Source organism: Rhizobium sp. Leaf371 (assembly GCF_001424045.1).
Taxonomy (GTDB): Bacteria; Pseudomonadota; Alphaproteobacteria; order Rhizobiales; family Rhizobiaceae; genus Ferranicluibacter.
In genome coordinates this window covers 285,422-297,768 of sequence record NZ_LMQB01000023.1, presented here as the reverse complement: position 1 = coordinate 297,768, position 12,347 = coordinate 285,422, and the positions used below count along the sequence as shown (strand labels likewise).

At 64.1% G+C, this 12,347-nt stretch carries 14 protein-coding genes; 8 read left to right on the top strand and 6 right to left on the bottom strand.

The features are described 5' to 3' along the window. Positions 1 to 3 precede the first annotated feature (3 nt). Positions 4 to 603: a hypothetical protein gene (locus tag ASG39_RS12125; protein WP_062595242.1), complete on the bottom strand. Its 600-nt coding sequence runs from the start codon at positions 601 to 603 to the stop codon at positions 4 to 6. Then, positions 590 to 1,840: a succinyl-diaminopimelate desuccinylase gene (gene dapE, locus ASG39_RS12120; RefSeq protein WP_062595241.1), complete on the bottom strand. Its 1,251-nt coding sequence runs from the start codon at positions 1,838 to 1,840 to the stop codon at positions 590 to 592. The genes ASG39_RS12125 and dapE overlap by 14 nt, the downstream gene beginning before the upstream one ends. A 115-nt stretch (positions 1,841 to 1,955) precedes the next feature. Here dapE and ASG39_RS12115 point away from each other — a divergent pair, with 115 nt between their 5' ends. From ASG39_RS12115 to ASG39_RS12100, 4 genes are all read left to right on the top strand, one after another. Further along, entirely contained in the window at positions 1,956 to 2,234 is a 279-nt protein-coding gene (locus ASG39_RS12115; RefSeq protein ID WP_062595240.1) for a metal/formaldehyde-sensitive transcriptional repressor, read from the top strand. Then, positions 2,231 to 3,232: a CDF family Co(II)/Ni(II) efflux transporter DmeF gene (gene dmeF / locus ASG39_RS12110; protein WP_062595239.1), complete on the top strand. Its 1,002-nt coding sequence runs from the start codon at positions 2,231 to 2,233 to the stop codon at positions 3,230 to 3,232. Before ASG39_RS12115 ends, dmeF begins: the two co-directional genes overlap by 4 nt. Before the next feature lie 117 nt (positions 3,233 to 3,349). Further along, a complete protein-coding gene (locus tag ASG39_RS12105) occupies positions 3,350 to 4,390 on the top strand; it encodes an aldo/keto reductase (RefSeq protein ID WP_062595574.1) in 1,041 nt (346 codons plus the stop codon). A gap of 118 nt (positions 4,391 to 4,508) precedes the next feature. Continuing rightward, positions 4,509 to 5,660, top strand: a complete 1,152-nt coding sequence (locus ASG39_RS12100; RefSeq protein WP_062595238.1) for a GAF domain-containing sensor histidine kinase — start codon at positions 4,509 to 4,511, stop codon at positions 5,658 to 5,660. A gap of 26 nt (positions 5,661 to 5,686) precedes the next feature. Here the strand turns inward: ASG39_RS12100 and dapD are convergent, their stop codons facing one another. Continuing rightward, positions 5,687 to 6,544 carry a 2,3,4,5-tetrahydropyridine-2,6-dicarboxylate N-succinyltransferase gene (dapD, locus tag ASG39_RS12095; protein ID WP_062595237.1) on the bottom strand — a complete coding sequence of 286 codons (858 nt, stop codon included), beginning with the start codon at positions 6,542 to 6,544 and terminating at the stop codon, positions 5,687 to 5,689. A gap of 166 nt (positions 6,545 to 6,710) precedes the next feature. Here dapD and ASG39_RS12090 point away from each other — a divergent pair, with 166 nt between their 5' ends. After that, positions 6,711 to 7,610, top strand: a complete 900-nt coding sequence (locus tag ASG39_RS12090; RefSeq protein ID WP_062595236.1) for an LOG family protein — start codon at positions 6,711 to 6,713, stop codon at positions 7,608 to 7,610. Between the two features lie 87 nt (positions 7,611 to 7,697). Continuing rightward, positions 7,698 to 8,114: a pyridoxamine 5'-phosphate oxidase family protein gene (locus tag ASG39_RS12085; RefSeq protein WP_062595235.1), complete on the top strand. Its 417-nt coding sequence runs from the start codon at positions 7,698 to 7,700 to the stop codon at positions 8,112 to 8,114. Positions 8,115 to 8,200: 86 nt separating this feature from the next. Here ASG39_RS12085 and ASG39_RS12080 read toward each other — a convergent pair whose 3' ends face one another. Continuing rightward, positions 8,201 to 8,719 (bottom strand): hypothetical protein, encoded by a 519-nt coding sequence (locus ASG39_RS12080; RefSeq protein ID WP_062595234.1) that lies wholly within the window; start codon positions 8,717 to 8,719, stop codon positions 8,201 to 8,203. A 188-nt stretch (positions 8,720 to 8,907) separates the two neighbouring features. After that, entirely contained in the window at positions 8,908 to 9,621 is a 714-nt protein-coding gene (locus ASG39_RS12075; protein WP_062595233.1) for a pyrimidine 5'-nucleotidase, read from the bottom strand. Between the two features lie 86 nt (positions 9,622 to 9,707). On the opposite strand from ASG39_RS12075, the gene ASG39_RS12070 reads away from it, so the two are divergent. Beyond that, on the top strand, positions 9,708 to 10,340 hold the full coding sequence (locus ASG39_RS12070) for a histidine phosphatase family protein (RefSeq protein WP_062595232.1): 633 nt from the start codon (positions 9,708 to 9,710) through the stop codon (positions 10,338 to 10,340). A 4-nt stretch (positions 10,341 to 10,344) separates the two neighbouring features. Here the strand turns inward: ASG39_RS12070 and argB are convergent, their stop codons facing one another. Further along, positions 10,345 to 11,232 (bottom strand): acetylglutamate kinase, encoded by an 888-nt coding sequence (gene argB, locus ASG39_RS12065; RefSeq protein WP_062595231.1) that lies wholly within the window; start codon positions 11,230 to 11,232, stop codon positions 10,345 to 10,347. A 237-nt stretch (positions 11,233 to 11,469) separates the two neighbouring features. On the opposite strand from argB, the gene ASG39_RS12060 reads away from it, so the two are divergent. Continuing rightward, a complete protein-coding gene (locus ASG39_RS12060; RefSeq protein ID WP_062595573.1) occupies positions 11,470 to 12,213 on the top strand; it encodes an anti-sigma factor in 744 nt (247 codons plus the stop codon). Positions 12,214 to 12,347: the final 134 nt, after the last annotated feature.

Genomic DNA, 12,347 nt, shown 5'->3' with positions numbered 1-12,347 from the left:
GCTCTACACCGGCAACAGGCCGAAGCTGCGCTGCATCGCCTCGCCGATCATCAGCGAAGGCAGAATGAAGAGGGCCGACAGCGTGACCGCGAGCAGCGTCTGATCGCCCCCGGTGATCACCTTCAGCACCCGGAAGATCGCGATGATGATGGCGATGAGCGCCATGAGCGAAAGCATCCCCGTCATTCCGTCGCTGTCGGGGATGACAAGCCGAATGGCGGCGGGAACGGCCATGCCGTAGAAGGTCGGGATCGACAGCCAGTTGGTGACGACGATGATCGCGCCCAGCGCCTGCGCATAGCCGAGCGGCCGGGCGAGAACGACGATCAGCAGGATCGGCAGGATCCACGTCGCGACATCCACGATGAAGAGCTTGGCGATGAAAGCAAGGCCCGCCGTCGTCCCCTGGGGCATGTTGATCAGATAGAACATCCGCCACGCCGACCAGCTGACGGCCATGGCCGGCAGGCACCAGAGGATGGCGGCAAAGGAGCGCCAGACGCCGGCGGGGCTGAGATCCAGCCAGTCGAAGCCCTCCGGCTTGCCGAGCACCAGAAGCCAGACGCCCTTGAGATAGGTGCCGATCTCCTCAAGCTGCGGCATCGTCGAACCAGCGCTCGAGAAAGGCGAGATAGATGCCGGTCAGGGTTTCCAGGTCCGCGACCGAAACCCGCTCGTCCACCATATGCATCGTCTGGCCGACCAGTCCGAATTCCACGACCGGGCAATGATCCTTGATGAAGCGGGCATCCGATGTGCCGCCCGTGGTCGAAAGAGCCGGCTGCCGGCCTGTCACCGCTTCGACGGCCGACGAGAGCGACGAGATGAGCTGGTTGCTGCGTGTGAGGAAGACATGGCTCGGCCGCTCGCTCCAGGCGAGATCGTAGCGGACGGGATCGCGACCCGGACGCAACGGACCGCCCGTCGCCGCCCGGTCGAGCCGCGCGACGATCTCCGCCTTGAGGCTGTCTGCGTCCCATGTGTCGTTGAAGCGGATGTTGAACCGGAACGTCGCGCGCGCCGGAATGACGTTGACGGCGGGATTGCCGACGTCGAGGCTGGTGACCTCGAGGTTCGAAGGCTGGAAGTTCTCGGTACCCGCGTCGAAGGGCGGGTCCATCAGCGCCGTCGCAAGCTGCAGCGCACCGCGCACAGGGCTGTCCGCCAGATGCGGATAGGCGGCATGGCCCTGCACCCCGTGGACGGTGACCGTGCCCGAGAGGGACCCGCGCCGGCCGATCTTGATCATGTCGCCGAGCTGGTCGGGATTGGTCGGTTCGCCGACGATGCAGGCGTCCCAGCGCTCGCCGCGGGCTTTCGCCCAGTCGAGCAGCTTCGTGGTGCCGTTGATGGCGGGACCTTCCTCGTCGCCCGTGATCAGCAGCGAGATCGCGCCGTTTGGCGCTCCGTGTCGGCCGATGTAACGGGCGACCGCGGCGATGAAGCAGGCAATGCCGCCCTTCATGTCGACCGCGCCGCGACCATACATCATGCCGTCGTCGATGGCGGCGGCAAAGGGCGGGTGAGTCCAGGCCGCTTCGTCGCCGACCGGAACCACGTCCGTATGCCCGGCAAAGAGCAGATGCGGCCCGCCGGGGACCGCGTCCGCGCCGCCGAGCCGTGCATAGAGGTTTTCGATATCGGGCGTTCCCGCTTCCTCGGCGAGAACACGATCGACCGAAAAGCCGAGCGGCGCCAGCAGGCCGTCGAGCACGCCGAGCGCTCCGCCTTCGGCCGGGGTGACCGAGGGGCAGCGGATGAGGGCGGCGAGGTTCGCCACCGGATCGCTGGAAGAGGGCAGGGCGGACGGGGCAGGGGAGGTGGGATCGGCAAGGGACATGAAGGCAGCCTGTTGATTCCGGAAAGATGTAGCCGATCACTCCCCGGCTGTCACGACGGTTCGCATGTGCAGCATGGATTGCCTCAGAGTTCCCTATAGGGTATCCCCCTATGCTATGTCGCATCTGTCGAAAAACAAAACCAAGCTGATCGCCCGCGTTCGCCGCCTCAAGGGGCAGCTGGAGGCGATCGAAAGGGCGCTGGAGGCGGATGAGCCTTGCGGCACCGTGCTCAACCAGGTCGCCTCCGTTCGCGGTGCCGTGACCGGACTGACGGCCGAACTGATCGAGGATCACATCCGCAACCATGTGAGCGATCCGGACCACGATGCCGATCCCGAGCGCGCCCGCGGTGCGGCGGAGCTGATCGAGGTGATGAGGACCTATCTAAAATGACCGAAAATCGCCTGTCGAACCCCCATCACCACGTCTTTCTCGGGCGCGACCATGCCCGCAACGAGCGCCGGACATGGATCGTCATCGCGCTGACGGCCGGCATGATGATCGCCGAGATCGTCGCCGGCAACGCCTTCGGCTCCATGGCGCTCGTGGCGGATGGCTGGCATATGTCGACCCACGCCGCCGCGATGCTCATCACGGCCCTTGCCTATGTCTATGCGCGCCGCAATGCCCGAAACCCGCGCTTCACCTTCGGTACAGGCAAGTTCGGCGATCTCGCCGGCTTCGCCAGCGCCATCGTTCTGGCGCTGGTCGCTTTGTTCATCGCCTGGGAGAGCGCGCTGCGGCTCTGGTCTCCGGTCACGATCGATTTCCAACAGGCCATCGCCGTCGCGGCCCTCGGCCTTGTCGTCAATCTGGTCTGCGCCTGGCTGCTCGGCGGTGATCACCACGGGCACCACGGGCACGGGCATGCCGACCATCATCACGATCACGCCAACGGCCATGATCACGCTGAGAGCCACGATCACCCGCATGCCGATCACAAGCCCGCCCGACATCAGGACAACAATCTGCGCGGCGCCTATCTGCACGTGCTCGCCGATGCCCTGACGTCGGTTCTGGCGATCGCTGCCCTCGTTCTCGGCAGTCTCTACGGCTGGCTCTGGCTCGATCCGGCCATCGGCATCGTCGGTGCGCTCGTCATCGCCCGCTGGTCCTTCGGCCTCCTGCGCGACAGCGGCGCGGTGCTGCTCGACTACGTCCCCGCCGGTGAGGATCTGCCCGATGAGATCCGCCATGCCATCGAGGGCGGCGATGTCCGAATCACGGACCTCCACGTCTGGCAGCTCGGTCCCGGCCATCACGGCGCGATCGTCGCGCTGACGGACGCAAGCCCGAAATCGCCGGCGTTCTATCGCGCGCAGCTGACGCATATCGCCGAACTGTCGCACGTGACGATCGAGGTGGAGCCGGCGGAAGCCCAGGCGGCCTGAGGATATGTCCGGCGCCGCTGGATCTACGCCCGGATTGCGCTAGCTTATCCGCCGAACCACACGGCTCGCACGGCTTCCGGGCGCGCGTCGATCCGAATTGACAGGATGGAACAGACCATGCGCTACAATCAGCTTGGCAATACCGGCCTCTTCGTCTCCGAACTCTGCCTGGGAACGATGACCTTCGGCTCGCCGGACGATCCGCGATGGGGTCCGATCGCGGATGTCGATCAGGACGCTGCCGATCGCATCGTCGAGCGTTCGCTTGCCGCCGGCATCAACGTCATCGACACGGCCGACGTCTATTCCTTCGGTCAGTCGGAGCGGCTGCTGGGCCAGGCGCTGAAGAACAACGCGGTCGCGCGCAAGGACGTGATCATCGCCACCAAGGTCTACGGCATCATGAGCGGCAAGCCCAACGATCGGGGCGCCTCGCGCGGCCATATCATGGATTCGGTGGAAGCAAGCCTCGAGCGTCTCCAGACCGACCATATCGACCTCTACCAGATCCATGCGACCGATCCCGTCACGCCGATCGACGAGACCCTGCGCGCTTTTGACGATCTCGTCTCCCGCGGGCTCGTGCGCTACATCGGGGTGTCGAACTGGCAGGCCTGGCGGATCGCCAAGGCGCTCGGCATTTCCGAGCGCAAGGGCTATGCCCGCTTCGACAGCCTTCAGGCCTATTACTCGATTGCCGGCCGCGATCTCGAACGGGAACTCGCACCCTTGCTGCTTGAGGAGAAGATGGGCCTCATGGTCTGGTCGCCGCTTGCCGGCGGGCTGCTCTCCGGCAAGTACGGTCCCGGTGCGCCCGGAAACGGCGACGGCCGCCGCGCCAGCTTCGACTTCCCGCCGGTCGACAAGGACCGTGCCTGGGCCTGCGTCGCTGCCATGCGCGAGGTCGGGGAGAAGCATGGGGTGAGCGTCGCCGAGGTCGCGCTTGCCTATATTCTGGCAAAGCCGTTCGTCAGCACCGTCATCATCGGGGCCAAGCGGCTGGAGCAGTTGGAGCAGAACCTGAAGGCCACCAAGGTTCGGCTCGATGCGGGCGATCTTGAAACGCTCGATGCGGTTAGCGCGCTCGCACCGGAATATCCCGGCTGGATGCTGGAGCGGCAGGCCACGAACCGGCGCCCGGACCCCTTCAAGCGTTAGATATCACGACATCGCTAAGGTGTCTGAAAAGCATTGGGCGTCGCTGCACCCATTGCTTGCGGGTTTGTGAAAGGCTACTTTCCGGATCTGTCTAACGTTCTGTTCCGAGAGTAACCCGTTGCCCGATCTGGCCGCCGAATCCGTCGAACTGGTCTCCAAGATCGATGCCGTTCCGAAAGTTCTCGATGTCGTCTCCCGCGTCACGGGGATGCGCTTTGTGGCCGTCGCCCGCGTGACGGAAAGTCGCTGGATCGCCTGCGGCGTGCTCGACAGGATCGACTTCGGGCTTTCTCCGGGCAAGGAACTCGCCATCGAGACGACCATCTGCAACGAGATCCGCGATCACCGCCAGGTCGTCATCATCGAGAACGTGGCCGAAGATCCGGCATTCTCCTGTCACCACACCCCGGCGCAATATGGCTTCCAGAGTTATATCTCTGCGCCGATCCTTCTTTCGGACGGCTCTTTCTTCGGCACGCTTTGCGCGATCGATCCCGCACCCAACAAGCTGAACACGCCCGAGATCGTCGATATGTTCCGGCTGTTCACGGAACTCATCGCCTTCCACGTCGATGCCCGGCGCAAGATGGAGCAGGACCGCCACGCCAACGAGTTGCGCGAGCAGTTCATCGCCGTTCTCGGCCATGATTTGCGCAATCCGCTCGCATCGATCGATGCCGGCACGCGCATGCTTGCCCGCACGGATCTCAGCGACAAGTCGAAGACAGTGGTGGACCTCATGCGCGCCAGCGTCGTGCGCATGTCGGGTCTCATCGACAATGTTCTGGATTTCGCGCGCGGACGTCTCGGTGGCGGGCTTGCGGTGGAGCAGGCCGAGCGCGTGCCGCTGCGCCCGGTTCTGGAGCATGTCGTCGCCGAGCTCAGCATCGCCAATCCGGGTCGGTCGATCGAGACGGACTTCGGCGATTGCCTCGTGCGCTGCGACGAAGGCCGCATGGGCCAGCTCGTCTCCAATCTCGTCGCAAACGCCCTGACGCATGGAAGTGCCGATAGCCCGATCCGGGTGAGAACCGCGCATATCGGACGCGAATTCGTCGTCACCGTCACGAATTCCGGCAAGCCGATCCCGCAGGCGGTGCAGCGGGACCTGTTCAAGCCCTTCGTGCGCGCAACGGTCGAGCACGGTCGCGAGGGTCTGGGGCTCGGGCTCTATATCGCCTCGGAAATCGTCAAGGCCCATCGCGGCACGATCGAGGTGACCTCGACCGAAGCGGAAACCTGCTTTACCTGCCGGATCCCGCTTCTTTAGCCACTATCTGGTATGTCGATCGGCGCTTAGTCGCGCAGCAGCTCGTTGATCCCGGTCTTCGAGCGGGTCTTCTCGTCCACGCGCTTGACGATCACGGCGCAGTACAGTGCCGGCGCCGGCTGGCCGTTGCCCATGACCTTGTCGGAGGCCAGAGCGCCGGCAACGACGACCGAGTAGGGCGGCACTTCGCCATAGGTGATCTCGCCGGTGGCGCGATCGACGATCCGGGTGGACTTGCCGATGAACACGCCCATGCCGAGAACCGAACCTTCGCGGACGATGCAGCCTTCCACGACTTCCGACCGCGCGCCGATGAAGCAATTGTCTTCGATGATCGTCGGCCCCGCCTGCATGGGCTCCAGCACGCCGCCGATGCCGACGCCGCCCGAGAGGTGCACGTGGGCGCCGATCTGCGCGCAGGATCCGACGGTCGCCCAGGTATCGACCATCGTGCCCTCGCCCACATAGGCACCGAGGTTGACGAAAGACGGCATCAGGATGGCGTTCGGCGCGATATAGGCCGAGCGGCGCACGATGCAGTTCGGCACGGCGCGGAAGCCGGCATTCTCGAATTCGTTCGCGCTCCAGCCGTCGAACTTGGAAGGCACCTTGTCCCACCAGGTCGATCCGCCCGGACCGCCCTTGACGACTTCCATCGGGTTGAGACGGAACGAGAGGAGAACCGCCTTCTTGAGCCATTGGTTGACCGTCCAGTTGCCGTCCGCGCCGCGCTCCGCCACCCGCACCTTGCCGCTATCCAGCAGGTTCAGCGCCGATTCCACGGCATCGCGAACCTCGCCTTTCGTACCGGTCGTCACCGTGTCGCGGTTGTCGAAGGCGGTTTCGATCGTGGAAGCGAGAAAGGCAAGATCGTGGGAGGTCATCGCAAATCCTAAAAGCCGGGCTGTTTCCAACGCTGTAGAGCATGATGCCCGAGATTTGAAGCGTTTTTCGGTTGCGGTGCGCCGGGAGGCGCGGTCTATGTCACGGGATCGTAAGTGATGAGATTCGCCGGCCGTTGCCGCGGCAAGCGTTGGAGACGAGACCCCCATGACACGGATGAAGAAGCGGAATTTGCGGCGCAAGGACGGGGTCTGGGATCCGCTTGCCGACAGCGCCCAGGCGCGGGCCCGTGCCGCCGGTGTCGAGAAGACGCCGCAGTCTCTCTCTCCGTCCTACCGCCTGGCCTATGCCGACGAGGATTTCCTGTGCCGCGAGGAGTTGCGGCCGATCCGCCTGCAACTCGAACTGCTGAAGACGGAAATGATCCTTGCCGAGCGCGGCATCACCTCCACCGTCGTCATGTTCGGCGGCGCCCGCATTCCCGAACCCGGCAAGGATGCCTGGGCCGCAAAGAACGAGACGCAGCGCGAGAACCTGACGGCCGCCTCCGTCTATTACGACGAGGCCCGCAAATTCGCGCGGCTCTGCTCGGAGCATTCGGCGCAGTCGAATTTCAAGGAGTTCGTCGTCGTTACGGGCGGTGGGCCCGGTGTCATGGAAGCCGGCAATCGCGGGGCGGCCGATGTCGGCGCGCCGTCGATCGGGCTCAACATCGTGCTGCCGCACGAACAGGCGCCGAACCCCTACGTCACGCCGGATCTCAGCTTCAACTTCCACTATTTTGCGATCCGTAAGATGCACTTCCTGGTGCGCGCCAAGGCCGTGACGGTGTTTCCGGGCGGCTTCGGGACGCTCGATGAACTGTTCGAAACGATGACGTTGATGCAGACCGGGCGCATGGCGCTCGTTCCCCTCATCCTGTTCGGGGAAAAGTTCTGGCGCTCGATCGTCGATTTCGATGCGCTTGCCGCCTTCGGCACGATCGCGCCCGGCGATGTCGATCTGATCCGCTTCGTCGATACCGCCGAAGAGGCCTGGGACATCATTGCCCGCTTCTATGGCAGCGTCGATCCCGCCTCCCTGCCGCTTGCCTCCGGCGAACGATAGCGCCTGGCCGCGCCAGATCGAAGGGCGCTGCGAGGCAACAAGTTGGTCGGGACTGCGTTCTCCTCCGTCAGGAAGAGGAGACCATCCATGACCAACAGGACCCTATCCGATCTCGCCGAAAAGATGCGCGAGATCGACATCTGCATGCTCTCGACCCACACGGATGGCGGTGCGATCGCCGGTCGCCCGATGAGCAACAATCGCGAAGTCGCGTATGACGGCACGTCCTTCTATTTCACGCTCGAAGACACCCGCACGGTGGACGATATCAAGGCCGATCCGAAGGTCGCTCTGGCTTTCCAGGGTGCCAAGGCCTTTCTGGTTGCCGTCGAAGGCAAGGCCGATCTGATCCGCGACAAGCACGCTTTCAAGGAGCATTGGTCCGCCGATATCGACAAGTGGTTTGCCGACGGCATCGACACCGAAGGGCTCGTGCTCATCAAGGTCGCCGCCGAGCGCGCCCATTACTGGGATGGCGAAAACGAAGGCGAAGTCACGCTGTAGCTTTCCAAAGGGCAAGCGAAGCGTGAAAACGAAAAATGCCCCGTTGCCGGGGCATTTCTGTCTCGAGGGTAGGGATCGGTTCGGGATCAGATCTTCCGGGTGAGGTCGGCCGCGTCGATGAAACCGTCGCCATTGCTGTCGCGCGCCTTGAAGCGCTTATCCGCAGCCGCCGTGACTTCGGCAAGCGACAGCGAGCCGTTCTTGTTGGTATCGGCACGCTTGAACATGCGCGGGCCCATTGCGGGAAGCATGACCGGCCGCATATCCTGCAACTTGGCGCGCAGTTCCTGGCGCTCCGGACCCTTGTCCGCCTTGCGCATTTCGGCGCGCGCCGCCTTGAAAGCTTCGCGCTTGGCCTTCACCTCGTCCGGCGTCACCTGTCCGTTCTTGTCGGCGTCGAACGCGGCAAAGACGCGCGAAGCCGCGGCATCCGCCTCGGCACGGGAAACCTTGCCGTCCTTGTCGGTGTCCAGCTTCTTGATCGTCCAGGCGGCACGCTGCTCGCGCGTCGGGCCGTCATGCTTGGCGGCAAACGACGGCGTGGCAAGCGACGATGCGGCAATGGCGATGGCGGAGAGGCCGAGAATGAGGGTTTTCTTGGTCATGGGTGGTCCTTGTCTTGGTCTTGGCGCACGCGCTATCGTCCCGTCAGGCAGGATGTGGCCGCGTGCTCGTTCGGGGAAAGCGGTGCCGCTTTATCGCAGGGCTGACCGCAGCATGTTCGTCCCTGACCACAAGGATAGAGGAGACGCCGCAGGGCACCAGTTAAACTTCGGTAATGAAATTGAGAGGGTTAGGCCGACGGCACGAGCCGACGCAGGAAGCCGGCGAGATCTTCGGTGACGAAGTCGATATCCGTGTTCCCCTCCTCGCTCTGTTCCCAGGCTTCCGCGAACTGGTATTCGAAATTCTGCGGCACCAGCAGAACCGTCTTCATGCCGAGCGCCTTCGGCACCGCCAGATTGCGCGGGAGATCCTCGAACATGGCGGCATGACGCGTGTCGATGCGGTTGAGGCTCATGAACTTGTCGTAGGTCGCGCCCGCCGGCTTCGGCACGTAATCGGCCGCGACGATGTCGAAGATGTCGTCGAAGTGATCGAGAATACCGAGCGCCCGCGCCGCCATCTGCGCATGCACCACCGTACCGTTGGTGAAGATGAACTTGCGCCCTGGCAGAGCCTTGATGGCCTCGCCAAGCGCGGGATCGGGCGGGATGACATTGTAGTCGATCGCATGCGCCTTCTGCAGGAAGTCGTTCGGGTCGATGCCGTGATGGACCATCAGGCCTTTCAGCGTGGTCCCGTGATCGCGGTAGTACTGCTTCTGCAGCAGCTTGGCCTCGGCCGGTTCCATGTGCAGCAGTTCCGCGACGAAGGCCGTCATGTTGCGGTCTATCTGGGAGAACAGGTCGACGCGGTGCGGATAAAGCGTGTTGTCCATGTCGAACACCCATTCGGTGACATGGGCAAAGTCGTCGATGGTCGGCAGTCGGTCGATCGAGGTCATGAGGGCCTGTTCCAGGAATGCCAAGTCGGGCGGCAGGGAAGAATGATATGCACAAACTATGAGTGCGCAGCGAGAAGGAAACAGCCATGAGAACGATTTTCGTCGTCACGCACCCGGAATCCGCTCACCATGTCGAGAAGCGCGTCGGCGGATGGTTCGATACGGGCTTGACGAAACGCGGTCAGGCACAGGCGGGCGCCATTGCGCAGGCGCTGCTGGCGCGGATCGGCAGCCGGCCGGTGGAAATCGTCAGCTCCGATCTGCTGCGTGCGTCTGAGACGGCCGATACAATCGCCGATCTGTTCCGAACGGGCATCACGGTCAATCGCGACCTGCGGGACATCAGCTATGGTGCTGCCGAAGGGCGGCCGCAGGAATGGCTCGATCTCCGGCACGAGTCGATCCCCGACGACGATCGCCTCGACTATCGCAACAGCATGGTCGGCGGTGAGACCCGCCGGGAAGTGGCGACCCGGATCTATGGAGCGATGGATACGATCATGGCCCGCCCCTGCGACTGCCAGATCGTCGTGACGCACGGCTTTGCCCTGACCTTCGTCGTGGCGAAGTGGATCGGCATGCCGATCCCTGCTGCCGGCTGGGTCGCCTTCAGGGCGCCGTCGGGCAGCATCACCCATCTCGAGCAGGACGATCTGTGGCAGAGCCGGGCGCTCGTGTCGCTCGGCGATGTCGCCCACCTCGAGGCCGGTGCGGACTGATCGATCAGGGAACGATCAGCGTTCCCGCGCCGTGCTCGGTGAAGATCTCGAGCAGCACCGAATGGGCGGTCTTGCCGTTGAGGATGACGACGCCCTGTACGCCGGCCTTGATGGCCTCGATGCAGGTTTCGACCTTGGGGATCATGCCGCCGGAAATCGTGCCGTCGGCGATCAGCGCCAAGGCTTCTGCGACCGAAAGCTCCTTGATCAGCTCCTTGTTCTTGTCGAGCACGCCGGGAACGTCGGTCAGAAACAGGAGACGCGTCGCGTTGAGCGCACCGGCAATCGCGCCGGCGAAGGTGTCGGCATTGATATTGTAGGTCGCGCCGTCGCGGCCGGGAGCGACCGGGGCGATGACGGGGATCATCTCGGAACGGGCCAGAAGGTCCAGCAGCGTGCGATCGACTTCGACCACTTCGCCGACGAAACCGAGGTCGAGCACGCGCTCGATATTGCTGTCCGGGTCGATGATGGTCTTCTTGGCCTTTTCGGCAAAGACCATGTTGCCGTCCTTGCCGCAGAGGCCGATCGCCCATTCGCCGGTCTGGTTGATGAGCGCCACGATCTCCTTGTTGATCGAGCCGGCGAGAACCATCTCGACGATCTCGACGGTCTTTGCGTCCGTCACGCGCAGGCCGCCCTCGAATTTCGATTCGATGCCCATCTTGCTCAGCATGGCGCCGATCTGCGGACCGCCGCCGTGGACGACGATCGGGTTGACGCCCGACTGCTTGAGAAGCGCGATATCGGCGGCGAACGCCTTGCCGAGCTCCGGATCGCCCATGGCATGCCCGCCATATTTCACGACGATCGTCTTGTTCTCGTAACGCTGCATGTAGGGCAGGGCCTGCGCGAGAAGACGGGCCTGGATTTCGCTTTCGGATGGGGACATGTCGGAAACCTTCGGGATCGATGCGGATGCTGTTTAGCGCAAGTTTTTTCTCGGGGGAATGATCGGGAGGCAAGATAACGGCATGATGACAGCCGGAAAGTGCGGCGCGTCGCACCGCCTCGGGGCGAACATGCGCCATGCGGCGTAAAAGCCGTGGAAAATACGCCAAACCATGCGTATGATCCCGTCCATCATCCGCTTGGCATGGCCGCGGTTCTAGGCGAGCACATTGACATCATGACGACAGAAAATGCGAAGAGTGGCGATTCCCGCCTCGACCAGGTGATTGCCGGCGAATATGTGCTGGGCGTTCTCTCCCCGGAAGATCGCCAGAAGGTCGAGGCGCGCATGGCGCTCGACCGGAATTTCGCAGCCATGGTGGATCACTGGCGCAGCAACATGCTGACGGTCGACCAGACGCCGCGGCCGACCCGCCGCGCGCCGCGCCGGGCCTCTCCCTTTGCCGAGCCGGTGGCCGCGCGCGCCCGGCCGCAGCGCGAGCGCGTACCTGTCTTCAATGTTGCCATCTGGAACTCCGCGGCCTTCTGGCGCGGCGTCGCCTGCATCGCAACCATCGGTCTCATCGCAACGGGTGTCTCGCAGGCCGGCATGTTCGCGACATCGCCGCCGCGCGGCCTGACCACGAGCCTGCCGCTCGCCACTGGGTCCGATCTGGCCCTGACCGCCCGCTACGACAATGACAGCGGCCGCCTGCGACTGGCTCCCGTGGCCGCGGCCGCAACGGCTGCGGGCGTGGCGGATGCGAAGTCCATCGAGATCTGGCTGACGCCGGAAGGTTCCGCTCCCGTGTCTCTCGGCGTGCTCGCCACGAACAGCAATGGCGAGATCGTCGTGCCCAAGGCGGTGCGGACCCGTCTGCGCGAGGGCGCCCCGATCACGGTCAGCCTCGAGCCGGCCGGCGGCTCACCGACCGGCGCGCCCACGGGCAAGGTGCTTGCGACCGGTATTTCCGGTCGCTGAGATGTTCCGGGACATAGGCGTGGACAAGCGCGTGGACGTGGGCATGGGCCTGTGCGCGGCCATTCTCACGCGGGTTTGATCGGCGGCTGCTTTCTGAATGGTCCCGACAGGCGTAGAACACCGGCGCAGGCAGG